The sequence below is a fragment of the Umezawaea sp. genome, assembly GCF_057122925.1.
Genome location: NZ_DBNGPQ010000086.1, coordinates 1 through 24,343 on the forward strand (window position 1 = coordinate 1; position 24,343 = coordinate 24,343).

27 protein-coding genes and 2 pseudogenes are annotated in these 24,343 nt (G+C 71.7%); 14 read left to right on the plus strand and 15 right to left on the minus strand.

Annotation, left to right across the window (positions count from 1 at the left end):
* Positions 1-429: pseudogene (locus tag AC156L_RS19590) on the minus strand (hypothetical protein); the annotation flags it as partial.
* Positions 430-702: 273 nt separating this feature from the next.
* On the opposite strand from AC156L_RS19590, the gene AC156L_RS19595 reads away from it, so the two are divergent.
* Complete coding sequence (locus AC156L_RS19595; RefSeq protein WP_484407138.1) at positions 703-2,682, plus strand: LCP family protein; 1,980 nt, start codon at positions 703-705, stop codon at positions 2,680-2,682.
* A 79-nt stretch (positions 2,683-2,761) separates the two neighbouring features.
* Positions 2,762-3,427 (plus strand): phosphate signaling complex protein PhoU, encoded by a 666-nt coding sequence (phoU, locus tag AC156L_RS19600; protein WP_330875745.1) that lies wholly within the window; start codon positions 2,762-2,764, stop codon positions 3,425-3,427.
* 45 nt (positions 3,428-3,472) lie between these two features.
* Here phoU and AC156L_RS19605 read toward each other — a convergent pair whose 3' ends face one another.
* The 11 genes from AC156L_RS19605 to AC156L_RS19655 all read right to left on the minus strand — a co-directional run bounded on the left by AC156L_RS19605 (position 3,473) and on the right by AC156L_RS19655 (position 13,177).
* A complete protein-coding gene (locus AC156L_RS19605) occupies positions 3,473-4,267 on the minus strand; it encodes an ESX secretion-associated protein EspG (protein ID WP_330875744.1) in 795 nt (264 codons plus the stop codon).
* Positions 4,264-5,790: a hypothetical protein gene (locus AC156L_RS19610; RefSeq protein WP_330875743.1), complete on the minus strand. Its 1,527-nt coding sequence runs from the start codon at positions 5,788-5,790 to the stop codon at positions 4,264-4,266. Before AC156L_RS19610 ends, AC156L_RS19605 begins: the two co-directional genes overlap by 4 nt.
* Before the next feature lie 12 nt (positions 5,791-5,802).
* The gene (locus tag AC156L_RS19615; protein ID WP_330875742.1) at positions 5,803-6,360 is read right to left on the minus strand and encodes a DUF3558 family protein; all 558 of its coding nucleotides are present in this window, start codon (positions 6,358-6,360) and stop codon (positions 5,803-5,805) included.
* Positions 6,361-6,374: 14 nt separating this feature from the next.
* A complete protein-coding gene (locus AC156L_RS19620) occupies positions 6,375-6,728 on the minus strand; it encodes a hypothetical protein (protein ID WP_330875741.1) in 354 nt (117 codons plus the stop codon).
* 168 nt (positions 6,729-6,896) lie between these two features.
* Entirely contained in the window at positions 6,897-7,673 is a 777-nt protein-coding gene (gene pstB, locus AC156L_RS19625) for a phosphate ABC transporter ATP-binding protein PstB (RefSeq protein ID WP_259626435.1), read from the minus strand.
* Positions 7,674-7,690: 17 nt separating this feature from the next.
* Positions 7,691-8,605: a phosphate ABC transporter permease PstA gene (gene pstA, locus AC156L_RS19630; RefSeq protein ID WP_330875740.1), complete on the minus strand. Its 915-nt coding sequence runs from the start codon at positions 8,603-8,605 to the stop codon at positions 7,691-7,693.
* Positions 8,602-9,666, minus strand: a complete 1,065-nt coding sequence (gene pstC / locus AC156L_RS19635) for a phosphate ABC transporter permease subunit PstC (RefSeq protein WP_330875739.1) — start codon at positions 9,664-9,666, stop codon at positions 8,602-8,604. Before pstC ends, pstA begins: the two co-directional genes overlap by 4 nt.
* Positions 9,667-9,704: 38 nt before the next feature.
* A complete protein-coding gene (pstS, locus tag AC156L_RS19640) occupies positions 9,705-10,829 on the minus strand; it encodes a phosphate ABC transporter substrate-binding protein PstS (RefSeq protein WP_330875738.1) in 1,125 nt (374 codons plus the stop codon).
* A 198-nt stretch (positions 10,830-11,027) separates the two neighbouring features.
* Complete coding sequence (gene mshD, locus AC156L_RS19645) at positions 11,028-11,915, minus strand: mycothiol synthase (protein ID WP_414719862.1); 888 nt, start codon at positions 11,913-11,915, stop codon at positions 11,028-11,030.
* Between the two features lie 144 nt (positions 11,916-12,059).
* A complete protein-coding gene (locus AC156L_RS19650) occupies positions 12,060-12,824 on the minus strand; it encodes a response regulator transcription factor (RefSeq protein WP_330875737.1) in 765 nt (254 codons plus the stop codon).
* 176 nt (positions 12,825-13,000) lie between these two features.
* A complete protein-coding gene (locus tag AC156L_RS19655; protein WP_330875815.1) occupies positions 13,001-13,177 on the minus strand; it encodes a hypothetical protein in 177 nt (58 codons plus the stop codon).
* Between AC156L_RS19655 and AC156L_RS19660 the strand changes: the two genes are divergently transcribed.
* The 8 genes from AC156L_RS19660 to AC156L_RS19695 all read left to right on the plus strand — a co-directional run bounded on the left by AC156L_RS19660 (position 13,121) and on the right by AC156L_RS19695 (position 17,695).
* Positions 13,121-13,735, plus strand: a complete 615-nt coding sequence (locus AC156L_RS19660) for an alpha/beta hydrolase family protein (protein ID WP_484407140.1) — start codon at positions 13,121-13,123, stop codon at positions 13,733-13,735. The genes AC156L_RS19655 and AC156L_RS19660 overlap by 57 nt on opposite strands.
* Entirely contained in the window at positions 13,732-14,541 is an 810-nt protein-coding gene (locus AC156L_RS19665; RefSeq protein ID WP_330875736.1) for an LmeA family phospholipid-binding protein, read from the plus strand. Before AC156L_RS19660 ends, AC156L_RS19665 begins: the two co-directional genes overlap by 4 nt.
* A 1-nt stretch (position 14,542) precedes the next feature.
* On the plus strand, positions 14,543-14,986 hold the full coding sequence (locus AC156L_RS19670; RefSeq protein WP_330875735.1) for a thioredoxin family protein: 444 nt from the start codon (positions 14,543-14,545) through the stop codon (positions 14,984-14,986).
* A gap of 66 nt (positions 14,987-15,052) precedes the next feature.
* Positions 15,053-15,130 carry a putative leader peptide gene (locus tag AC156L_RS19675; protein ID WP_372506909.1) on the plus strand — a complete coding sequence of 26 codons (78 nt, stop codon included), beginning with the start codon at positions 15,053-15,055 and terminating at the stop codon, positions 15,128-15,130.
* Between the two features lie 103 nt (positions 15,131-15,233).
* Positions 15,234-15,668, plus strand: a complete 435-nt coding sequence (locus tag AC156L_RS19680; RefSeq protein ID WP_330875734.1) for a DUF4395 domain-containing protein — start codon at positions 15,234-15,236, stop codon at positions 15,666-15,668.
* A 31-nt stretch (positions 15,669-15,699) separates the two neighbouring features.
* On the plus strand, positions 15,700-16,545 hold the full coding sequence (locus AC156L_RS19685; RefSeq protein WP_330875733.1) for a sulfurtransferase: 846 nt from the start codon (positions 15,700-15,702) through the stop codon (positions 16,543-16,545).
* 2 nt (positions 16,546-16,547) lie between these two features.
* Positions 16,548-16,850: a DUF1416 domain-containing protein gene (locus AC156L_RS19690; RefSeq protein WP_330875732.1), complete on the plus strand. Its 303-nt coding sequence runs from the start codon at positions 16,548-16,550 to the stop codon at positions 16,848-16,850.
* Between the two features lie 209 nt (positions 16,851-17,059).
* A complete protein-coding gene (locus AC156L_RS19695; protein ID WP_330875731.1) occupies positions 17,060-17,695 on the plus strand; it encodes a heme-binding beta-barrel domain-containing protein in 636 nt (211 codons plus the stop codon).
* Here the strand turns inward: AC156L_RS19695 and AC156L_RS19700 are convergent.
* The 3 genes from AC156L_RS19700 to AC156L_RS19710 are packed head-to-tail and all read right to left on the minus strand — an operon-like array spanning position 17,692 to position 19,887.
* Positions 17,692-18,144, minus strand: a complete 453-nt coding sequence (locus tag AC156L_RS19700) for a hypothetical protein (protein WP_330875730.1) — start codon at positions 18,142-18,144, stop codon at positions 17,692-17,694. The genes AC156L_RS19695 and AC156L_RS19700 overlap by 4 nt on opposite strands.
* Positions 18,145-18,184: 40 nt before the next feature.
* Positions 18,185-19,018 (minus strand): ABC transporter permease, encoded by an 834-nt coding sequence (locus tag AC156L_RS19705; RefSeq protein ID WP_330875729.1) that lies wholly within the window; start codon positions 19,016-19,018, stop codon positions 18,185-18,187.
* Positions 19,015-19,887: an ABC transporter ATP-binding protein gene (locus AC156L_RS19710; RefSeq protein WP_330875728.1), complete on the minus strand. Its 873-nt coding sequence runs from the start codon at positions 19,885-19,887 to the stop codon at positions 19,015-19,017. Before AC156L_RS19710 ends, AC156L_RS19705 begins: the two co-directional genes overlap by 4 nt.
* Positions 19,888-20,023: 136 nt before the next feature.
* On the opposite strand from AC156L_RS19710, the gene AC156L_RS19715 reads away from it, so the two are divergent.
* The 4 genes and pseudogenes from AC156L_RS19715 to AC156L_RS19730 form a co-directional block, all read left to right on the plus strand.
* Positions 20,024-20,938, plus strand: coding sequence for a GbsR/MarR family transcriptional regulator (locus tag AC156L_RS19715; RefSeq protein ID WP_330875727.1), 915 nt, complete (start codon positions 20,024-20,026; stop codon positions 20,936-20,938).
* A gap of 17 nt (positions 20,939-20,955) precedes the next feature.
* Entirely contained in the window at positions 20,956-21,564 is a 609-nt protein-coding gene (pxpB, locus tag AC156L_RS19720) for a 5-oxoprolinase subunit PxpB (RefSeq protein WP_330875726.1), read from the plus strand.
* Positions 21,561-22,451 carry a 5-oxoprolinase subunit C family protein gene (locus tag AC156L_RS19725; RefSeq protein ID WP_330875725.1) on the plus strand — a complete coding sequence of 297 codons (891 nt, stop codon included), beginning with the start codon at positions 21,561-21,563 and terminating at the stop codon, positions 22,449-22,451. Before pxpB ends, AC156L_RS19725 begins: the two co-directional genes overlap by 4 nt.
* Before the next feature lie 61 nt (positions 22,452-22,512).
* Positions 22,513-24,343 (plus strand): annotated as a pseudogene (locus AC156L_RS19730) (glycosyl hydrolase family 18 protein); the annotation flags it as partial.

Sequence of the window (24,343 nt, forward strand, 5' to 3'; positions counted from 1 at the left end):
GCGCCGGAGCGCGGTGAGCCCACCGGACGCCGTGCCGCGCCCGAACCCGCGTTCGGCGAGCCCACGGGCCGCCGTGCCGCCCCCGAACCCCCCGTCGAGCCCACGGGCCGCCGATCGGCAGAGTCGACCGGCCGCCGGGCCGCTCCCGAATCCCCCGTGGAGCCGACCGGTCGCCGCGCCGCGCCGGAGCGCGGTGAGCCCACCGGACGCCGTGCCGCGCCCGAACCCGCGTTCGGCGAGCCCACGGGCCGCCGTGCCGCCCCCGACCCCCCCGTCGAGCCCACGGGCCGCCGGTCCGCCGAGTCGACCGGCCGCCGGGCCGCGCCCCCCGTCGAGCCGACGGGTCGCCGCGCCGCTCCCGAGCAGCCGACCGGCCAGCGCCCGCTGCCCCCCGGCGCCGGGCGCCCCCCGCTGCCCCCGGAGGGCCACCGCACCGCACCCCCGCCCGCCGAGGCGACCGGACGGCGCGCGGCACCGCTCGCGCCCCCCGCCGGACCTCCCGCGGGTGAGCACACGGGCCAGCGCCCGCGTCCCGCCGTCCCGCCGCCTGTGCCGTCCGCTGAGGGCACGGGCCGCCGTCCCCGGCCTGTTCCGCCCCCGCTCCCCGGTGCGGCTCCCCTGCCGCCCCGTGGGGACGTCACCGGGTCCCGTCCGATCCCGGCGCGCGGCGATTCGAGCGGTCCTCGGCCGATGCCGCCGCGGGTGCCCACGACCGGCGCCCACCCGATCCCGCCCGGCGCGGACCTCGGCGACCCCCGGCGGACGTCGCCCGGCCCCGACTCCAGCGGCCCCCGGCCGCTGCCCGGCGACGACCCCAGCGGGTCCCGCCGCATCCCCGTGGACCCGACCCGCAGGCCCCCCGTCGAGAGCAGGCTGAACCCCGCCGCGAACGACGTCGTCGAGCCGCCGAGGCCGCCGGGCCCCGAGCGCCGCGAGGAGATCGACCCGGCGAGCCTCACCACCGAGATGGAGGCGATCGGCGACGACGTCAAGAAGCGTCGCGAGGTCGACCACACGCTCGCGCGGTTCTCCGCCGTGCACGACGAGCTGGCCGAGCAGGAGCGCAAGCGCAAGGAGCGCAAGCAGAAGCTCATGCCGTGGAAGGCCGAGGAGGACGAGGACAAGACCGAGTACGCCGAACCGGTCGTCCTCGACGAGGACGGTGAGGTCCTGCCGCCGCGCGGCCGGACGCCGAAGCACTCGAAGATCGTCCGGATCCTCAAGATCATCTCGTTGACGTCGGCCGTCCTGGTCTTCGTGTCGACCGGCCTCGGCTGGGGCGCGCTGATGTGGGTGGACAGCAAGTTCACCGAGATCGACGCGCTGGGCTCCAACTCCGCCGCCGTGCAGGACGCCGAGAAGCAGTACGGCGACGAGAACTTCCTGATCGTCGGGTCCGACACCCGTGCGAACGCCAAGCCCGAGGACGGCGTCGGCGACGCCGACCAGGAGCAGGGCGCCCGCTCGGACGTGCTGATGCTGGCGCACGTGCCCGCCGACCGGAAGCGCGTCGTCGTGCTGTCGCTGCCGCGCGACGTGCAGGTCGACCGGCCCGCGTGCGAGGGCTGGGACCCCGCCACCGGTCAGTACAACGGCGAGCAGATCGAGGCCGCGAAGAGCGTGCTGGCCAACGAGGCCTACGCGGTCGGCGGCCCGAAGTGCGTGACCGCGATGATGAGCCAGATCACCCACCTCAACATCAACCACTTCATCAGCGTCGACTTCAACGGCTTCAAGAGCATGGTCGACGCGGTCGGCAGCGTGAACGTGTGCGTGCCCAAGCCGATGAAGGACGGCGAGCTGGGCGTGCTGTTCGACAAGGCGGGCAAGTACGACATCTCCGGGGACCAGGCGCTCAACTACGTGCGGGCCCGCAAGGTCGTCGGCGAGGTGGCGGGCGACTACGACCGGATCACCCGGCAGCAGAAGTTCCTGTCCTCGCTGCTGCGCAAGGCGCTGTCCAACGAGATCCTGCTCAGCCCGAGCAAGCTGAACTCGTTCATCAACGCCTTCGCGGCCTCCACGCAGGGCCAGAACGTGGGCGCCTCCCAGCTCCTCACCCTCGGGCAGTCGTTGCAGGGCCTCGAAGCGGGGCGCGTCAGCTTCGTGACGATGCCGCACCGCACCGAGGAGGGGCCGACGCTCAGCACCGACGACAACATCGAGAAGTTCGTCCCCGAAGAGGCGGACCGGCTCTTCAAGGCGATCATCGAGGGCACCCCGCTGCCGGGCGAGACGCCGGACAAGAGCGAGACGTCGTCCGCGCCGCCGCCGCCCGCGCAACCGGGCGCGGGCAAGATCATCGACCCGAAGGACGTGCACCTCCAGGTGCTCAACGGCGACCCCGACGCGGGTGGCGCCGCGGGCAGGCTCGAGGAGGCGTTGAGCGAGCAGGGCTTCGACGTCGTCAAGACCGACGACGCCCCGCGCGTCGACAAGACCGTCATCAAGTACGGCGTGGGCGGTGAGGACGCCGCGGCGACCCTCGGCGCCGCCGTGCCGGGCGCGACCCTCCAGTTCGACGCGGTCATGGGCAGCGCGGTCGCGATCGTCATCGGTCCGAACTTCGACGCGAAGGTTGTTTCACCGCAAGGCGGAACCGCGCAGAACACGGCCGCCGGCGAGAACTCGGCGCCCTCCGACCTGTCCATTGTGAACGGTGGCGCCGACCCCTGCGCCTAGGGGAGCTGGACACCATCGGTTCATCCGGGGTTCATTCGACGATGTCGCTGCCGCGACACGGTCGACGTACGCTGTCGGCATGCGTGAGGCCTACCATGACCAGCTCGGACAGCTCGCCGACCAGCTCGCCGACATGTGCGGCATGGTCGGTGACGCGATGGAGCGCGCGACCACCGCGCTGCTCGACGCGGACCTGGCGCTCGCCGAACAGGTGATCGGCGACGACGTGAAGGTCGACGACGTGCGCGCCAGCATCGAGGAGCAGTCGTACGCGCTGCTCGCGTTGCAGGCCCCCGTCGCGACGGACCTGCGCACGGTGCTCGCGGTCATCCACGCCGCGGAGAGCGTCGAACGCATGGGAGACCTGGCGCTGCACGTGGCGAAGGCAGCTCGGCGCAGGCACCCGCAGCAGGTGCTCGGCGAGGACGTCAAGCCGTACTTCTCCGAGATGGGCCGCATCGCGGTCGAGCTGGCGCGCGAGGCCACCGTCGTCATCCGCACGCAGGACGTCGCCCGCGCGCGGTCGATCGAGGACGCGGACGACGCGATGGACGACCTGCACCGCCACCTGTTCACGGTGATCATGGACAAGGACTGGCCGTACGGCGTCGCCTCCGCCGTCGACACGACGCTGCTGGGCCGCTTCTACGAGCGCTTCGCCGACCACGCGGTCTCGGTGGCCAAGCGCACCGTCTTCGTCGTCACCGGCCGGATGCCCGGCTACGGCGACGACTCGGACATCTGACCACTCCACCCACCGAGGGGCCCCGTCGTCGACGGGGTCCCTTCTTCACGTCCGGAGCACGGCCAGTTCCTGCACCAGCTGCGCCGCGATGCGGGCGTTGTCGGCCGGTGCCTGGGTGAGCCAGTCCCGACCGTCCTGGCCGGGGCGCTTCACCGTGACGTAGCGGCCCTGGTCGTTGTCGAACCAGGCGATCTGGGGCGACCGCGCCTCCCTGCCGTGACGCCCCCGGACCGCGACGCCGAATTGCCCGGCGCGCAACCTCGGCCGCTCGAAAACCGCGGTGAGCGCCCGATTCCGCGCCGACTCGGCCGAACGGGACGTCATCGTGCTGGTGAACCTCGTGTTGGCGAAGTCGTCCTGCCGCGGTGGTGGCGGCGGCGCGCTCGTCGGCATCGGCACGGCGACCGACTGGCCCGGCCCCGGCCGGTAGGGCGGGACGAGGTTGACGACCGCGTGGACGAGGGCGCTCGACCGGAGCACCTCGATCCGCATCATCCGCTCGTCGAGCACGGCCAGCACGGCCGTCTCGCCCACCGCGCCGCCGCGGGCGAGCAGCTGGCGCTCGACCGCCCTGGCGTCCAGCGAGGCGATGGCCGTGACGCCGAACTCGAAGCGCACCAACGTGGTCAGCGCTCGTTCGACCTCCGCGTCGACCCGGCCCCTGGCGGCCAGGCCGCGCGACTGGAGGTCGTCGTAGACGGCCGCGCGGATGGCGCGCCGCTCGTCCACGGTCCGGCCCGCGTAGGGCAGGTCGAACGGGTAGGGCCTGCTGCCGAGGGCGAGGTCCTCCCACAGGACGTCGACGGCCGGGTGCGACAGGGAGAACGAGTGCACGCTCACCCGCCGATGACGGGCGGGGCGACCAGCGTGCCGTCCCCGAACACGTCCTCGGTCTCGACGAGGTACGACGGCGCCTTGTGCTCCGCGTCCTCGCCGCCCTGGCCCCTGGCTCCGCCGCCGCCCATGGCACCGGCGCCCGCGGCACCCGCACCACCGCGACCCGCGCCGCCCACGCCCGCGACGCCACCGCCGGACCCGGACGGCCCGAAGCCGCCCGCGCGGTCGCCGAACGCGCCCGCCGAGCCCCCGGGACCGAAGCCCTTGGCCGCCGCGGCACCACCGATGCCGCTGCCCGCGCCGCCGCCGAGTCCGCCTCGACCACCACCGGCTCCGCCGCCCGCGCCACCACCGCCCGCGCCGCCGCCGCGGCCCGCGCCGGGGGTGTTCGGTCCGCCGCGGCCCGCGCCGGGAACGTTCGGTCCGCCGCGGCCGGGGCCCGTGCCCGGACGGCCGCCCGGCGGGAAGCCGCCGGGACCGGGGATGAAACCGGGACCGGGGTACGGGCCGCCGGTTCCGCCACCGCCGCCACCGCCGCCACCGGGACCCGGCGTCGTCCCACCACCGCCCGGCGGGACGAAACCCGCGGTCGTGGTGGTGCCGCTCGGGCCGACGACGCCCGTGCCGGTGCCGGTGCCGGTACCCGTGCCGGGCAGGGTGGGGACACCGGGCGTGCCGGGGACGGTGGGCGTGCCGGGGGGCTGGCTGTCGTCGCCACCGCCGGTGCCGCTCATGGGAGGCGGAGGTGCGAACGCGGGCATGGTCGAACCGGCCTCCTGGAACCCGGCCGACATCGTGTTCATGACCTCGGCGGCCCGCTCGTGGGCCTGCTGCTTCTCCTCGAACTTGGCCTCGATCTCGTCGATCGTCTCGGCCCACTTGAACGGGTTCGGCTCGGAGAAGAACATCTTGTAGGCGTCGGCGGTGCTGAAGTTCACCGGTTCCGGCATGGAGTTCTTGGCCGTCTCGGCGGCGTTCTGCTGGGCGGACAGCCTGTTCCCGGTCAGCTGCGCGGCCTGCGCGGCGTCACCGGACCACTGCGCGACACCGGTGAAGTAGCCCTGCGCCGCGCCCGCGGCCTCACCCCGCCACGCGCCCTTGCTCGCCTCGGTCGCCGCCGTCAGCCCGCTCTGCAACTCGGCCAGGGTGTTGCCGATCTTCGTCCAGGCCTCGCCCTGCTCGTCGGCCGTGCCGGGGTCCATGTCGTCGTTGACCATCGACTTGAGCGCCGCGTGGTCGTAGCCCAGGTAGTACGAGCCGACCGACGACATCGGCGGCCGGTACGACTCCACGACCTGTTCGAGCTGCTCCTGCTGCTGGGTCTGGTTCCGCGCCGCGCCCGCCTGGTACCGCAGGTAGTCGTCGATCGTGGCGAACTGTCCGAAGAAGCCGGGGTTCTCCGCCACCGCCCGCTCGTACTCGGCCCGCAGCTCGGCCTCGGTCTGCCCGGCGTAGGTGACCTTGCCCGCCTGGCTGTTCGGCGCGGGAGCGCCACCGGGGCCGGCCTGGGTGGTGGGCGGTGCCATGACGGGTCGTCCTTACTTCGGCAGGGAGGGTTCGACGGCGGTGGCGACGGCCGTGGCAGCGGCGCAGGCGTCGTCGAGGGACGCGTTCGCGGACGACATGAAGTCCACTCGAGAGGTGCTGGTGACCTCCACGGCGACCAGGCAGGAAGAACTGGAGAAGGCCTTCTTCACCAGCTTGGCCTTGCGCGAACCGACGGTCGTGTTCGTGAGCTCCGCGTTGGGCCCGCCCTGCGCTTCTTCGTAGCCGAGGTCCGGCCGAGCCCTGAGCGAGACCGACACCCCCGGGACGGCTCCGTACTTGGCACCGCACTGCTCCTTGGCGATCTCCTCGATGTCGGTCAGGCTGAACTGCCCGGCGACCGCGGTGAGCACCTTGCACCCGTCGAAGGTCGCCAGGGCGTTGCCCGCACCGGACGAGGACGAGGTCGGCGTGGTCGGTTCAGCCGCGGAGGTGCTCGACATCCCCGTGGTCGTGGCTGGAGCGGGGTTGCCGCCCTCCTGCTGCGAGCACCCCGCCAGGACGAGAACGAGCGCCACGATCGAGACGACGGACCGCGATACGAGAGACATGGTCGACTGCATCCTCACTTCATCTGCGATTCATCGATTTCGCGGTAGTTGTCGACCGCCTTCTGCATCGCAAGCCTGGCATCCTCGAGCGCGGCCTTCAGCTGCTCCACCGCGGGGATGATCCCCTCGGTTCCCGCGCCGCCGGTGGCGCTCTCCAGGTTGTACCGGCTCAGGGTCTGCCCATCGGGGCTGGTCCCGAGTTTGGTCGGTTGCTGAAGCGCGATCATCACCTGGTCGACGTCACGCAAATCGGCCTGAGCCGCCTCGATCGCCTTCACGTACGCCTCGGCGCCCTCGGGGCTGATGGCGAAGCCGCCTGATTCCGCCGCCTGCTTCAGGCTCCGCATGTTGGTCGTCATGGTCTGCATCGACCCGACACTCATCGCCACCGTTCCCCCACTCGTCAGCCCAGCACGCTACCGGTTGGACCAGCCCGTGTCCCGGCTATGACGGACGTGCGGAACCCTCAGTTCCACACCGGGTGAAAACGCGGAAGGCCCGCCCTGGCGGGCGGGCCTTCCGGGGTGGTGCGGGCCTCAGCCGAAGCGGCCCGAGATGTAGTCCTCGGTGGCCTTCTGGGTCGGGTTGGAGAAGATCTTCTCCGTGTCGTCGACCTCGATGAGCTGGCCGGGCTGGCCGACGCCCAGGAGGTTGAAGAACGCCGTCTGGTCGCTGACGCGGGCGGCCTGCTGCATGTTGTGGGTCACGATGACGATCGTGTAGTCCTTCTTCAGCTCGGTGATCAGGTCTTCGATCGCCAAGGTGGAGATGGGGTCCAGTGCGGAGCACGGCTCGTCCATGAGCAGGACGTCCGGCTGCACGGCGATGGCCCGCGCGATGCACAGGCGCTGCTGCTGGCCACCGGACAGGCCGCCGCCGGGGCGGTCCATGCGGTCCTTGACCTCGTTCCAGAGGTTGGCCCCGCGCAGCGAGCGCTCGGCCACCTCGTCGAGCTGCTTCTTGTTCTTGACGCCCGCCAGCTTCAGGCCCGCCACCACGTTGTCGCGGATGGACATCGTGGGGAACGGGTTGGGGCGCTGGAACACCATGCCGATGGTGCGCCGCACCTGCACCGGGTCCACCGTGGACGCGTAGATGTCCTCGCCGTCCAGCTGCACCGTGCCCTCGACCCGTGCGCCGGGGGCGACCTCGTGCATGCGGTTCAGCGACCGCAGCACGGTGGACTTGCCGCAGCCCGACGGACCGATGAACGCGGTCACGTTGCGCGGCGGCACGGAGAGCGAAACCTGCTGCACGGCGTGGAACTTGCCGTAGAAGAGGTTGAGGTCCTTGACGTCGATGCGCTTCGCCATCGCTACTTACCGCCCGCTCACTTGGTCTTCGGCGCGAGCCACCGCGAGATCACGGTCGCCAGCAGGTTGAACAGCGTGATGATCAGGACAAGGGTGATCGCCGCGCCCCAGATGCGGTCGAAGCCCGCCTCCGTGGGGTTGTTGCGCTCCGACGTCATCAGCAACGGCAACGAGGCCATCGGGCCGTCGAAGAGGTTGTAGTTGATGTACGGGGCGTACGCGGCGAGCACCAGCACCGGCGCGGTCTCGCCCATGACCCTGGCGAGGGCCAGCATGATGCCGGTGAGGATGCCGGACAGGGCGGTCGGGATGACGATCTTGACGATCGTCTTCCACTTGGGGATGCCCAGCGCGTAGGACGCCTCGCGCAGCTCGTCCGGGACGATCTTGAGCATCTCCTCGGTGGTGCGCACGATCACCGGCACCATCAGCAGCACCAGGGCGAGCGACACCGCGAACCCGCTGCGGCCGAAGCCGAACGTGGTGATCCACAGCGAGTAGACGAACAGCGCCGCGACGATCGACGGGACACCGGTGAGGATGTCGACCATGAACGTGGTCGCCTTCGACAGCCGCGAACGGCCGCCGTACTCCACCAGGTAGACCGCCACGAACAGTCCGATGGGGACGGAGATCAGGCCGCAGACCAAGCCCTGCACCAGGGTGCCGTAGATCGCGTGGTAGACACCGCCACCGGACTGCCGGGACAGCAGGCCGGACAACGACTTCTGCCACCAGTCGGCGTTGAGCACGACCGGGAAGCCGCGCTGCACCACGGTGTAGAGCACCCACACCAGCGGCACGACGGCGATCAGGAACGCCAGGCTCACCAGGACGGTCGCGGCGAGGTTCTTCGCCTTCCGCCCGGTGCTGACGCTCTGGAACGTCGGCGGGGTCGCCAACCGCGAGAGGTCGGCCGTGTCGGTGCTCATTCGTACTCCTTGTGACCGGCGACGATCGACCTCGCGATCGCGTTGACCACGAAGGTCAGCACGAACAGGACGAGGCCCGCGGCGATGTAGGCGCCCGCGGACCTGGGGTCGTTGAACTCCGGCGCCGCCAGCGCGATCTTCGAGGCGAACGTCGCGCCGCCGTCGAAGAGGCTCCAGCCGAACGACGAGCCGGTCGCGCTCAGGATGATCGTCAGCGCGATGGTCTCGCCGAGCGCGCGGCCGAGGCCGAGCATCGACGCGCTCACGTAACCGGCCTTGCCGAACGGCAGGACGGTGGTGCGGACGACCTCCCACTTGGTGGCGCCCAGCGCGATGGCGCCCTCGACGTGGGGGCCGGGCGTCCGGTCGAACACCTCGCGGCTGACGGCGGTGATGATCGGCAGGATCATCACGGCGAGGACGATGCCCGCGGTGAAGATGGTGCCGCCGAGGGCGATGCTCACGTTGCCCTTGGCGAACAGCGGGATGAAGCCGAGGCTGGAGATCAGCCACTCGCCGATGGGCGTGAGCACCGGGCCGAGGACGAACAGGCCCCACAGGCCGAAGATGATCGACGGGACGGCCGCGAGCAGGTCGATCACGTAGGCGAACGGCCTGGCGAGCCTGCGCGGCGCGTACTGGGTCAGGAAGAGCGCGATGCCCAGCGCGATCGGCATGGCGATGACCAGCGCGAACGCGGCCGACACCACGGTGACCAGGAACAGGTCGAGGATGCCGAACCGCATGTCGGCGACGTCGCCGGTGGACCACTCGCGGCTGAAGAGGAAGTTGACGTTGTCCAGCGCGAGCGACGGGATCGCCTGCACGAGCAGGAACACGCCGATGGCCCCGATGAGGGCCACGATGAACACGCCGGATCCGGTCGCCAGACCCTTGAAGATCCGGTCTCCCGGTCGGACGTGGGGTGACTTCGGTTCGACTTCCGTTTGGGGCGGAATCGGAGCCTCCGGGGGTGGCACTGGGGTGTGGGCCGCTGCCCCCCTGGGGGCACCGGCGGAACCGGTGCCCCCGGGGGGCTTGACCACGACAGGGTCGCTCATCGCGTTGACGGCGTCGACTCGGGAGTCTGCCGGCTACCTCAGGCGATGGCCTTGATGGCGGTCAGGATCTTCTCCTGGAACGCCTTGGGCAGCGGCGCGTAGCCCGCGTCGCTCAGGCCTGCCTGGCCGTCGGTCGCGGCGACCGTGAGGAACGCCTTGACGGCCTTCGCGGTGTCGGCGTCGTAGCCCTTGGAGCAGACGATCTCGTAGGTCGCGAGGATCAGCGGGTAGGTGCCCGCGGCGGTGGAGGCGTAGATGGAGTTCAGGTCGAGGACGAGGTCGTTGCCCTCACCCTTGATCTTCGCGCCGTCGATGGCCTTGCCCACGGTCTCGGGGGTCAGCTCGACCGCGCCGCCACCGTTGTCGATCTTCGCCACGGACAGCTTGTTGTCCTGCGCGAACGACCACTCGACGTAGGTCACCGCACCGTCGACCGAGGCCACGGCCTGCGCGACACCGGCGGACTTCTCCTTGCCCTCGCCGAGGCCACCCTTGAACGCCTTGCCGTCGCCCTGGGTCCACGCGCCCTTGGAGGCGGCGGTCAGGTACTTCTGGAAGTTGTCCGTGGTGCCGGACTCGTCGGAGCGGTAGACGACCGTGATGTCCTTGTCCGGCAGCTTCGCGCCGCTGTTCAGGGCGGCGATGGCCGGGTCGTTCCACTTCTTGACCGTGCCGTTGAAGATCTTGGCCGCGACCTCGCCGTTGACCGTGAGGTCGGTGACGCCGTCGAGCTTGTAGCTGATCGCCACGGGGCCGAACACCAGCGGCAGGTTCCACGCCGGGTTGGACTTGCAGCGGGTGGCGGCGGCGTCGACCTCGCCCTTGTCCTTGGAGAGGGGCGAGTCGGAGCCGCCGAAGTCGACCTGCGCGGCGTTGAACTGCTTCACGCCCGCGCCGGAGCCGGACGCGTTGTACGCGACGTCGGCGCCCTGGCACTTCTGCTGGTAGACCTGCACGAAGGACTCGATCGCGGTCTTCTGCGCGGACGAGCCCTCGGCGTTCAGCTTCGCCTTGCCGGTGCAGTCGACCTGCTCGGTCGAGGCGGCCGCCGAGGCGCCACCCGTCGACCCCGCAGGGGCGTTGTTGTCGCTGCCACACGCGGTGAGCAGGAGCGCGCCGGCCGCGATGAGGCCGAGCGTTGCGCCGTGCCGCTGGATCTTCACCTGAGGGTCCTCCACCTACCGAAGCTTTCGCGGTTTCGCGACGGACGTCGCCGCTCGCTACGGAAGGTAGGCAGCGAGAGTGGACGGATTCCCTAGTCGAGATGAACGGCGGGTGAACAGGACAAGGGCAGTCAGCAGGACAGGCTCATCGATACACGTCCGTGACCTGCACGTTCGCCTGGAGTGACGGCCCGGCTACTACCGGCCGTACTGGACGTCGGCATCCCACAGCGTGAACCCCAACCGGGTGTACACCCGAACAGCGGCTGCGTTGTCGGATTCCACGTAGAGCATCACTTGGCGTAGTCCCTGGTCCTTCAGGTAGCGCAGTCCGGCGACCGTCAGGGCCTTGCCGAGACCGCCGCCCTGGGCGTCGGGGTCGACCCCGACCACGTACACCTCGCCGAGGGGCTCGTCGAGGTCGTGGACCTTGGTCCAGTGGAAGCCCAGCAGCGTGCCTCCGGGGTCGACCGCCAGCAGGAAGCCCTTCGGGTCGAACCAGTCCTCGGCTTCCTTGTGGGCGACGTCCTCGATGCTCATGGCGCCCTGCTCGGGGTGCCAGTCGAACGCCCGGTGGTTGACGTAGACGACCGCGGCCTCGTCCTGGCCGGGGACGAACGAGCGGAGGGAGACGCCCTCGGGGAGTTCGGCGACGGGCAGGTCCGCGTCCAGCCGCAGGCGCATCCGCAGGAGTTCGCGGACCTTGCGGAAGCCGTGCTTGGTCGCCAGCGCCTCGGCGTCCGGGTGGCCGCCGTGGGCCCACACGCGCAGCCCGTCGGCCTTCTCGACCACGGCTTCGCCCAGCTCGGCGCCCAGACCCCGCTTGCGGTGGTCGGGGTGCACCACGAACTCGGCGACCTGGTTGCCCGCGGAGTCGCCCAGCAGGTCCAGGTGCGCGTACCCCACCACGGCACCGTCCACGCGGGCCAGGAGGTGGGCGCTGCCGTGGGCGCCGGGCCTCATCCTGAGGCGGACGTGCTCGCCGACCGGGGCCACGCCGTCGGTGTGCTCGGCCGCTTCCAGGACCACGGTGACCTCGTCGGCCTGGGCCTCGGACAACTCGGTGAACCAGCTCAGTTCCGCCACGTCCGCGACGGTACCGGGTCGGGGGTCGCCCGCGATCGAGAAGCGGATCTCCCGACGTCTTGGTTGGCCGGGACGGAGGACGCACGACGAGCCCGGTCCGACGCGGGTGGGGGTGTCGGACCGGGCTCGCCGCGCCTGCGGCGGCTAGACCCGGAAGAACTCCGCGTCCTCGATCGAGGACGTGGTGTCGGCTGAGTCGGCGTGCTGGTCAACACCGCCCCGGCGGACGGCTCCCGGACGCGGGGGGCGGACGAACTTGTAGCCCACGTTGCGCACGGTGCCGATGAGGGACTCGTGCTCGGGGCCGAGCTTCGCGCGGAGGCGCCGGACGTGGACGTCCACCGTGCGGGTGCCGCCGAAGAAGTCGTAGCCCCAGACCTCCTGGAGCAGCTGGGCGCGGGTGAAGACCCGGCCCGCGTGCTGCGCGAGGTACTTCAGGAGCTCGAACTCCTTGTAGGTCAGGTCGAGCGGACGGCCCTTGAGGCGGGCCGTGTAGGTGGCCTCGTCGATGACGAGCTCACCGAGCTGGATGGAGCCGTCGCCCCCGGTCTGCGCCGTGCCGCGCCGGGAGCGCACCAGGCGCAGGCGGGCGTCGACCTCGGCGGGGCCGGAGGTCGGCAGCAGGATCTCGTCGACGCTCCAGTCGGACGTGACGGCCACCAGGCCGCCCTCCGTCACGACGGCGACGACCGGGACGTCGACACCGCTGCTGTCGAGCAGCCGGCAGAGGCTGCGGGCGCCCGCCAGGTCGGTCCTGGCGTCGACCAGGACGACGTCGTGCGGCCCGGCCTCCAGGAGCGCGGAGACCTCGGGCCGGAGCGGCCGGACCTCGTGGGGCAGCAGGGACAGCGCGGGCAGCACCGCCTCGGGGTCTGAGTCGGTGGTCAGCAGCAGCACGTCGATGCTCATCGCGGGCCCTCCTAAGTGGCTGGTGACTGGTCACCGAACCAGCCCAGCAGCGTACGGTGACCGGGCCCCGTTGCCTGCGGATGACGGAGACAATACCGGTGCGATCCACGAAAGACCCAGGTCAACAGGTCAGGGTCACAGTTGTTTCCACAAGCGTCACGCTTGTTACATCCATGTCACACGACGGCGTGCTCCTGCACGGTGTGCACATAACCCCTGCACACGGCGCTACCGATCTCGCGTTCGTGATCGGCCACGGCTTCACGAACCACGTTCGGAAGCCCGCCGTGAGCCGTGTGCTGAATCGATTTGCCCGGCGCGGAGGCGTCGTCGCGCTGGACTTCCGGGGCCATGGACGGTCCGGCGGGCGTTCCACGGTGGGCGCGGACGAGGTGCACGACATCGCCGCGGGGGTTTCGCTGGCCCGGTCCCTGGGGTACCGGCGGGTCGTGGCGGTGGGCTTCTCGATGGGCGCGTCGATCGTGCTCCGGCACGCGGCGCTGGCGTCCGACAAACCCGACGCGGTGGCCGCCGTCAGCGGGCCGTCGCGGTGGTGGGTGCGCGAGACCACGGCCATGCGCCGGGTGCACTGGCTGCTGGAGCAGCCGCACGGCCGCCTGGCGGCCCGCGCGCTCGGCGTGCGGCTGGGCGACCGGTGGACGACGCCCCCGGAGAGCCCGCTGGAGGTCGTGCACCGGATCACGCCCACCCCACTGCTGGTGGTCCATGGTGAGGACGACCACTACTTCAGCCCGGACCACGCCGTCGCGCTGCACAGGGCGACGAACGGGCACTCCGAACTCTGGCTGGAACCCGCCACCCGGCACGCGGAGACGGCCATGACCCCGGTCCTGGTGGACCGGATCGCCGCTTGGCTCGACCGAGCGTCCACACGAGAAGGAAAGACATGACGACCGCCCCGACCCGCAGGACCGCCCCGAAACGCCGCCCGTCCAGGGGCCGGAGGTGGATCATCGCCGTGCTGGTGCTGATCGCCCTGTTCGTCGGCGCCGACTTCGCGCTCGCGGCGGCGGGCGAGTACCAGGTCGCGCAGAAGATGCGGACGAAGCTGGAGCTGACCGAGGACCCGTCGGTGCGGATCAACGGGTTCCCGTTCATCACGCAGGCGCTCAACGGCGACTACCAGGACATCGAGATCAGCGCGACGGGCGTGCCGGTGCGCGACCAGCTGCGCGACCTGGAGATCCAGGCGAACCTGCTGCACACCCGCATCGAGCTGTCGAACCTGCTGGCGGGCGACACCAAGGGCGCGAAGATCGACCGGGTGCAGGGTCGGGTCAAGATCAAGGCGAACGACCTGAACCGGCTGGTCAACCAGGTCACGCCGTTCACCGACATGGCGATCGAGCCGGACACGCGCGCCGGGCAGCCCGCCGCGGCCACCGCCGCGGCGCGCACCACCGCCGCGGTGAAGCTCACCGGCAACACGACGCTGGCGGGCCGCAAGATCTCGCTCACCGCGTACGGGACGGTGACGCTGGTCAGCGGGCAGGTCGAGCTGGCGATGAACGAGCTCAAGATCGACGACGTGTCGCTGGAGCCGTTCATCCAGCAGCTCAAGCAGGCGCTCAGCATCAAGATCGACCCCGGTGTGCTGCCGTTCACCGTGACGCCGACGGCCGTGCAGGTGGAGAGTGGTGCGTTCACGGTGGAGGGCACCGTGGACAACATCCCCCTCGACCAGGGCAACGGGTGACATGACCGGTGTGTGGGCATTGACGGCGGTGCTGGTCGCGGTCGGCGCGATCGGCCTGCTGCTGCGCGCCCGCGAGGGCCGGATCAGGGCCGCGAAGCCGACCGGGCCCGCGCTGCCGGGCCCGGTCCGCGCGCTGCTGCACCCCGTCGACCCGGTGACGCTGGTCCAGCTGTCGACGACGTTCTGCACGCCGTGCAGGCAGACGCGCGTGCTGCTGGCCGACCTGGCCGACCGGACCGCCGGGCTGCACCACGTGGACCTGGACGTGACGAACCTGCCCGAGGTGGCCGCCGGGCTGGGCGTGATGCGGACGCCGACGACCCTGGCGCTGACGTCGGCGGGGGTCGAGATCCTGCGGGTCGGCGGCGTGCCGAAGCGGGACGCGCTGCTGGCGGCTCTGAGCGGTCACCTGCCCGAGGAGCAGCCGCCTGCCGCGGACGGGTGAGATCCGCCTGTTCCAAGTAGTGGACACCACTCCCGACATGGGAGAACTGCGGTTACCCTCGAAGGCATGTACGTGCTGCTGACCAAGCGACTCGCGGTGGACCTCTGCCGCGTGCACAGCAGCCTGTGTCGAACGATGCGCTGACCGGGCGGTTCCCGGTGGTCCCCCGCTAGCCGACGCGGTGGGCGGCTGCCCCTGAACCGCCTGACGGACACCCCTGTCCAGGTTCCCAGTCAGGAGATGCATCGTGGTCGAGGACGCCCCGGTAGACCCGCGCGGTCCGCGCTTCACCGCGTCCGCGACGGCCGCCGTGCTGGCGCTGGTGCTGCTCACCGGCTGGTGGCCGGTCCTCGCCGTCCAAGCGCTCGTCTTCGCCGCGTCCGGCTTCGTCTCGCTGAGCCTCAACCCGTGGAGCCTGCTGTACCGGTTCCTCGTCGCACCCCGGCTCGCGCCGACGGCCGAGCGGGAGGACGCGGCTCCGCTGCGCTTCGCGCAGGGCGTCGGGTTCGCGTTCACGCTCGTCGGCACGATCGGCTACGCCACCGGCCTCACCGGCGTCGGCGTCGTCGCCACGTCCTTCGCGCTGGTCGCGGCACTCCTGAACGCGGTGTTCAACTTCTGCCTCGGGTGCGAGGCGTACCTGCTCCTGCGCCGCCTCGCGCCCGCCCCCGCCCGCCAGTGACAACAGATCAAAGAACCTAGGAGCCACTCCGATGAGCCGTGAGAACGTCCTGGTCTCGGCCGCATGGTCAGAGGAAAACCTCGCAACGCCCGGCGTGGTGTTCGTGGAGGTCGACGAGGACACCACCGCGTACGAGGGCGGCCACATCCCCGGCGCCGTCCGCATCGACTGGAGGACGGAGTTGCAGGACCAGGTCCGCCGCGACTTCGTGGACCGCGCGGGCTTCGAGAAGCTCCTGTCCGCCAAGGGGATCTCCAACGACGACACCGTGATCCTCTACGGTGGCAACAACAACTGGTTCGCGGCCTACGCGTACTGGTACTTCAAGCTCTACGGCCACGACGCGGTCAAGCTGCTCGACGGCGGCCGCAAGAAGTGGGAGCTGGACGGGCGTCCGCTGGACAAGGACGTCGTCGAGCGCGCGGAGACGAACTACTCCGCCAAGGAGCAGGACCTGTCGATCCGCGCGTTCCGCGACGAGGTCGTGGCGGCGATCGGCACGAAGAACCTGGTCGACGTGCGCTCCCCCGACGAGTTCTCCGGCAAGCTGCTGGCCCCGGCGCACCTCCCGCAGGAGCAGGCGCAGCGCGGCGGCCACATCCCGTCGGCGATCAACGTGCCGTGGAGCAAGGCGGCCAACGAGGACGGCACGTTCCGCTCCGACGAGGAGCTGAGGGCGATCTACGGCGAGGCGGGCCTCGACGGCTCGAAGAACACCATCGCGTACTGCCGCATCGGCGAGCGCTCTTCGCACACCTGGTTCGCCCTGCACGAGCTGCTGGGCCACGAGGACGTGAAGAACTACGACGGTTCCTGGACCGAGTACGGCTCGCTCGTCGGCGTGCCGGTCGAGCTCGGCAGCGGCAAGGAGGGCTGAACATGAGCGGATGCGGTGCCCCGGACCAGTCAGTGGTCATCACGGGCGTGGACACGACGACCGAGACGGTGCTCAGCGGCAAGGTGTTCGCCGAGGGCGCGCCCGTCGGCGGCGCGTACGTGCGGCTGCTCGACTCGACCGGCGAGTTCACCGCCGAGGTCGTGTCGTCGCCGGAGGGCGACTTCCGGTTCTTCGCCGCCCCCGGCGACTGGACGATCCGGGCGCTGCACCGCTCGGGCAACGGCCAGGCGCTCGTGAGCGCGCAGGGCCCCGGCGTGCACGCGGTCGAGGTCGCGGTCGCCTGACACCTCCGGGGCGCACGGGGTCGCACCCGGCGCCACCGGCTGGAGGGGACGGTGGGTGGCCTTGGCCACCGCCGTCCCCTTCGTTCCGCGCGGGGGAGATAAACTCGCCGGGTGGAACACTTCTTCACGGGGCTGCTGGTCCTCGTCTCGCTGCTGATCACGTGGTTCGCCGCGTACGTGGTCTACCGGCTCTACTCCGACCAGCGCTGATGACGACGACCAACCCCGAACCGGGCAGCGGCGACGCCGCGGTGCAGGCCGCCGCCGAACGCGCCGAGGTGACCCGTGCCCGCAACCTGCCGCAGTTCGCCGACCTGCCGGTGCCCGGCGACACGGCCAACCTGCGCGAGGGCCCGAACCTGCACGACCGCTGCCTGTCGCTGCTGCCGCTGATCGGCGTGTGGCGGGGCGAGGGCGAGGTCGTGTACCCGAGCATCGACGGGCCGTACCGCTTCGGCCAGCAGATCACGTTCGCCCACGACGGCAGGCCGTTCCTCTTCTACGAGGCGCGCTCGTGGCTGCTGTCGGAGTCGGGCGAGGTGATCCGGCCCGCCGCGCGCGAGACCGGGTTCTGGCGTCCGCAGGAGGACGACACGATCGAGGTCCTCCTGACGCACAACACCGGCATCATGGAGCTGTACTACGGCAAGCCGCGCAACCAGACGTCGTGGGAGTTCTCCACGGACGCGGTCGTGCGCACCTCCACCGCCAAGGACGTCACGGCGTCGCAGCGGCTGTACGGCGTGGTCAACAACGGCGACCTCGCGTACGTGGAGGAGCGGGCCATGGTCGGCTACCCCCTCCAGCCGCACACGTCGGCGCACCTGACCCGGTACGCGGGCTAGCCGCCCTCGTTGGCCACCTCGCGCAGGTGGAGCGCGAGGAACAGGGCCATCAGGTCGTCGTCCGACAACGCCGCGGACCCGTCGGGGAGTTCCACCCCGGCGGGCCTGCTGCCGAGCAGGTCGTAGCGCAGCACCAGCGGCCCCACCGAGCGCAGGCGGGTGCCGAGCTGGTCGTGGACCAGCTCGTACGGCCCGATCCGGCGCAGCCGGGTGCCCAGGCGCTCGTACTCCAGCTCCCACGTCCCCGCTGAGCGGCAGCGCCCGCTCCAGCGCTCGTACTCGACCGCGTGGCCCGCGATGGACCGCAGCCTGCTCCCGAGGTAGTCGTAGGTCAGGGCCCAGGAGCCGATCGACCGGGGTCTGCTGCCCCACCGGCCGTAGGTCAACTCGACCTCCCCGATGCGGCGCAGGCGGCTGCCGAGGTGGTCGTACGCCAGTTCCATCTCCACCCCACGAGTACAGCAAACCGGTGGGTCGGGCGCGGGCGGTTCAGCCGATCCGCTGGAGCGCCTTCTCCCGCCGCCCCGCGACGCTGGAACCGGACTCGCGACGGGCCGTGCGCCTCAGCACCACCGGTGCCACCAGCAGACCCGCGACGGTCCACGCGCCGAGCACCCCGACGGTCTCCAGGTGCCGCCAGGACTCGCCGATCTCGACCACGACGGCGCTGTCCGGCAGCAGCGCGGAGCGCATCCCGAGGCCCATCCAGTAGACCGGGAACGCCTGCGCGACGCCCTGGACCCACTCGGGCAGGGCCGTGACCGGGTAGAAGATGCCGGAGACGCCGATCAGGCCGAGGATCGGCAGGGTCAGCAGGCTCTGGCCGCGCGTGCTGGTGAACACCGAGCCGAGCACGGCTCCGATGGGCAGGGCGGCGGCCAGCCCCAGCAGCAGCACCCAGGCCAGCGTGGGCCACGAGGCCGCCTCGACGGACAGGCCCGGTACGAGCAGCAGCGCGGGGACCAGGAAGATCGCCAGGTCCGCGACCAGTCCGCCCGACACCGAGATGATCTTGCCGACGAGGTGGACCACCAGTCCGTTCGGCGTCGCCCTGGCCCGCAGCAGCGTGCCGTCCTCGCGGTCGGCGGTGAGCTGCTGGCTCATGCTGACCATCGCCATCGACGCGTTCATGCCGAGGACGCTCGGCAGCACCAGCGCGCCGAGCCCGAACCCGGCGAACGTCCGGTCCCGCAGGTAGAACGTGACCCCCACCATCAGCAGCGGCCAGAAGAGGTGGGCCCACAGGTCGGCGCCGTTGGTGAACGACTGCCGCAGCTCGACGATCCCGCGGTGCCAGCCCGCGCGCAGTGCGGTCGTGGTCATCGGGACGCCTCCTCGGCACGGCGCACCAGCGCCAGGTACGTGTCCTCCAGCGACGCGCGCCGGACCTCCAGCTCGGTGATCTCCTCGCCGTGCAGGCGGAACAGGTCGAACGCGAAGCGGGTCGACCCGGTGGTCGACCGGGTGTGGCGCCGCCCGTCGTGCGTCCAGCTCACCTGGTCCTCGCCGGTGATCAGCTTCGCCAGCTCGTCGGCCGTGCCGTCGGCGATGATCCGCCCGCCGTCCAGCACGACGATGCGGTCCGCCAGCGCCTCGGCCTCGTGCAGGTCGTGGGTGGTGAGCAGGACCGTCGTGCCGTCCAGCGCCCGGACCAGCTCGTGGAACTCGCGCCTGGCCTCCGGGTCGAACCCGGCCGTCGGCTCGTCGAGGAACAGCAGCTCCGGGTGGCCGACGATGCCGATCGCCACGTCCAGCCGACGCCGCTGCCCTCCGGAGAGGGTGCGGATCCTCCGGTCGGCGTGGGAGGTGAGCCCGACCGCGGCGACGAGTTCGTCGGCGTCCCACGGCTCGGCGTAGCCGGTGTAGCAGGACCCGAGGTGGGCCAGCAGCTCCCGCACCCGCCACTTGCCGTGGTCGCGCCACGACTGGAGCACGACGCCGACCCGTGCTCGCCACGACTCGTCGGCGTGCTCCGGGTCCGCGCCCAGCACCTCGACCCGGCCCGCCGACCGCGCCCGGAACCCCTCCAGCACCTCGATCGTGGTGGTCTTCCCCGCGCCGTTCGGCCCCAGCAGCGCCAGCACCTCGCCGCGGCGGGCCCGGAACGTCACGTCGTGCAGGACGTCGGTCGTGCCGTAGCGCATCCGCAGGCCCTCGACGTCGAGCACCAGCTCTTCCCCAACCTTCACCATGTCGCGAACGCTACGACCACAGAAAAGGTACGTCAATCTACATTGACGCCACCCACCTGGGATTTGGTGCAATGACGATGCCGGTGAACGCAATTCTTTCGTTGCAATCAACTGGCGGCTAATGCACACTGCGGACATGCCGGGTGGAAGGTTGACGAGCCAGGAGCGCAGGCGCATCGCGGCCGGTCTGGCCGACGGGCTGGGCTACGCCGAGATCGCCAGGAAGCTCGGCAGGCCGACGTCGACCGTGAGCCGCGAGGTGTCCCGCAACGGCGGCGGCGCGGACTACCGGGCGGATCGGGCGCACCGGGCGACCGGGCGGCGGGCCCGCCGCAGGCCGTCGATGGCGGTGCCCGCGGCCACGACGCCCGCCGCGGCGCGGCGCTTCGCGGAGGAGTTCGCGGCGGTGCTGGTCGGCACCGGGGTGCCGAGGATGGCCGCACGGGTGTTCGCCGCGCTGGTGACGACCGACGCGGGCGCCCTGACGGTGGCCGACCTCGTCGGCGGGCTGCGGGTGAGCCCGGCGTCGGTGTCGAAGGCGGTCGGCTACCTCGAAGGCCTCGACCTGGTGCGACGGGAGCGGGAGGGGCGTCATGAGCGGTACCTCATCGACGAGGACCTGTGGCTGCGGACGTGGCTGACGAGCGCCAGGACGAACACGGCGCTCGCGGAGACGGCCCGGCGCGGGGTGGAGGTCTTCGACGTCGCCACGCCCACCGGCGCGCGGCTCGACCACATGCGCCAGTTCTTCGCGCGCCTCGGCGAGGACATGGCGGGCGGCCCCGAGGGCGCGGAGGACGCGCTGACGGTCGCCGCCGCGCTCGTCCACGCAGCCGGGCCGTGCACCGCGGAGCGGGTGGCCCGCGCGCTCGGGTGGCCGGTCGACCGGGTCGCCGGGGCGCTGCGCGACGCCGAGGCGCGGCCGGACGTCACGGATCCGGTCGCCGTGCGCCACGTCGGGTCCGGCGAGTACGCGGCCACCGCGAGACCCGAGCGGCTCACGGCGGCGCAGCGAGAAGCCTTGAGAGATTGTTCAACAATCCTCATGTAGGCCGTACGATGGAGGACATGCGCCTGCGGAGATGCGGTCCGGACGCCGTGCTGGTCGAGGTCGACTCGCTCGACGAGGTGTCGGCCGTGCGCGCGGCGGTGCGGGCGGCCGACCTCCCGGACCTGGTGGAACTGGTGCCCGCGGCGCGCACGGTGCTCGTCTCGGTCCGGCCGGGCACGGACCTCGCCCCGGTGCGGCGGGTGCTGGACGAGGTCGACCTGAGCCGTCCGGCCGAGGTCGGGTCGCGGGAGGTGCGGATCCCCGTGCACTACGACGGACCGGACCTGGAACTGGTCGCGCGCACGGCCGGGATGAGCGAGGCCGAGGTCGTGGCGCTGCACTCGGGCACGGAGTACGAGGTCGCGTTCTGCGGGTTCGCCCCCGGCTTCGGGTACCTCGTCGGACTGCCGGAAGCGTTGCGGCAGCCCAGGTTGGACAGCCCGCGCACGAAGGTGCCCGCCGGTTCGGTGGCCATCGCGGGCGAGTTCACCGCCGCCTACCCCCGTGCCACGCCCGGCGGCTGGCGGCTGCTCGGCCGCACCGACACCACCCTGTTCGACGCCCGCCGCGACGTGCCCGCGCTGCTCGCCCCCGGCGACCGCGTGCGGTTCGAGGTGGCCGGGTGAGGCGGCTGACCGTGCTGCGCACCGGGCCGCAGGCGCTGGTGCAGGACCTCGGCAGGCCGGGGTACGCGCACCTGGGCGTGCCGCCGTCCGGAGCGCTCGACGAGCCAGCGCTGCGGCTGGCGAACCGGCTCGTCGGCAACCCGGAATCGGCGGCGGGCCTGGAGGTCCTGCTCGGCGGCCTCGCGGTGCGGGCCGGGTCGTCGTGCACCGTCGCGGTGACCGGGCCGCGGGTTCCCGTGCTGCGCAACGGTTCCGCGGTCGGCTCGCACGCACCGGTGCACCTCGCGGACGGCGACGTGCTGGAGGTCGGCACGCCCGAGCGGGGCCTGCGGTGCTACCTCGGCGTGTCCGGCGGCGTGGACGTGGCGGCCGAGCTGGGCAGCCGGTCCACCGACCTGCTGTCCGGGATCGGGCCCGACCCGGTGCGGGACGGCGACGACCTGCCGCTCGGCCCGGTGACGGCTCCCGCGGTCGGCGCGGACGTGCTGGTGCCGACGCGGGTGCCGGACGCGCTGGTGGTGCCCGTGCTGCTCGGGCCGCGCGACGACTGGTTCGGCGACCCGGCGGGGCAGCTGCGGGCCGGGCGGTGGACGGTGTCGGAGAAGAGCAACCGCGTCGGCGTGCGGCTCACCGGCACGGCCCTGGAGCGCACGGAGGCCTTCCTCGGCGAGGAGCTGCCCAGCGAGGGCATCCCGACCGGCGGCGTGCAGGTCCCCGCGGACGGCCAGCCGGTGGTGTTCCTCGCCGACCACCCGACCACGGGCGGCTACCCGGTGATCGGCGTCGTGCCCGCCGGGGTGCTCCCGCTGCTGGCGCAGGCAAGACCAGGCGTCCCGCTGGAGTTCCGCCCTCAGGCCCAACTTGGTCTAGACCCATTGTTCCGGTGACGCGGGTCACCTACCGTCGGGGACGGGCCGCCGTGGTTCTCGAAGGTCGAGGAGCACACCCGTGCGTCGTCTCGTCATCGCGCTGGTGGCGTCAGCCACCTCCGCGACCGCTGTCGTCCCACCCGCCCAGGCCGCACCCGGCCTCACCGCCGCGGTCACCCGCACCGGCACCCAGGCGAAGGTCGTCGTCACCAACTCCGCCACCACCGCCGTCACCGGGTGGTCGATCACGGTCGAACTGCCCGCCGGGGTCACCGTCAGCGGCGCCCAGAACGCCACGACGACGCAAGCGGGCACCAGGGTCACGCAGACCCCCGCCCACTACATCAACACCGTCGGCGCGGGGAAGAACACCGACGCGGCGCTGGCCTCGTGGTCGATCGTCTTCGACCTGCCCCCAGGGTCACGGCCACCGGCGCCCAGCACTCGACGATCAGCCAGAGCGGCCGGACCGTCACGCTGATCCCGCTGCACCACAACAAGAGCGTCGCGGCCCGCGGGTCGACCGAGCCGTACAGCCCGACGTTCACCCTCAGCTCCGCGGTCGAACCGACGGGCTGCCGGGTCAACGACGTCCGCCGCGACGGCGGCGCGGACACCCCGCCCACCGCGCCCGCGAACCTGCGGTCGCCGGTGAGGACCACGCGGACCGTGTCGCTGGCGTGGGACGCGGCGACGCCGGGATCGCTGCCGCTGGGCGGGTACGAGGTCTACCGGGGCACGTCGCTGGTCGCCGCGGTCACCGGCACGAGCGCGACCGCGACCGGCCTCAGCCCGGACACCGCGTACTCGTTCACGGTGCGCGCCAAGGACAGCAGGGGCAACCGCGGTCCCGCGAGCGCCGCGCTGACCGTCACCACCAACAACCCTGGCGACGACACCCAGGCGCCGAGCGCGCCCGGCGGGCTGCGCGGCACGGCCGTCGACTCGACGAGCGTGTCGCTGGCGTGGACCGCGTCGACCGACAACCGCGGGGTAGCCGGGTACGACGTCTTCGTCGACGGCGTGCTGAACTCGACGGTGGCGGGCACGTCCGCCACCGTCACCGGGCTCTCCCCGTCCACGGCCTACACGTTCACCGTCCGGGCCCGCGACCTGCACGACAACACCTCCGCGGTCACGGCGGGCCTGCGGGTGTCCACGGCCGACGTGGTCGGCAGCGGCTACGCCAGGGTCGGCTACTTCGTGCGGTGGGGGATCTACGGCCGCCAGTTCTTCGTGAAGAACCTGGACACCAGCGGTTCCGCGGCGAAGATGACCCACCTGAACTACGCGTTCGGCAACATCGACCCGGTGAACCTGACGTGCCTCCAGGACGTCACGAAGGGCACCAGCGCCAACCCGCAGGACCCGAACCAGGGCGACGGGGCCGGTGACGCCGAGGCCGACCGCAGCAGGCCGTTCGCCGCGGCCCAGTCCGTCGACGGCGTCGCCGACACGGGCTGGGAGTCGTTGCGCGGCAACTACAACCAGCTCCGCGAGCTCAAGGCCGAGCACCCGAACCTCAAGGTGCTGATCTCACTGGGCGGCTGGACGTACGCGAAGTGCTTCTCCGACGTGGCCGCCACCGACGCGTCGCGGAAGAAGTTCGTCGCCTCCTGCCTGGACGTCTACATCAAGGGCAACCTGCCGGTGCACAACGCGGCCGGCGGGCCGGGCAGCGCGGCCGGGATCTTCGACGGCATCGACCTGGACCGGGAGTGGCCCGCGCGGAGGGGCACGCGGGCAACCACGTCAGCCCGGCCGACAAGGTCAACAACACGCTGCTGATCGCCGAGTTCCGCAAGCAGCTCGACGCGCTGTCCACGACGACGGGCAAGCGCTACCAGATCACCGCGTTCACCCCGGCCGACCCGGCGAAGATCGCGGCGGGCTGGGAGCTGGCGGAGGTC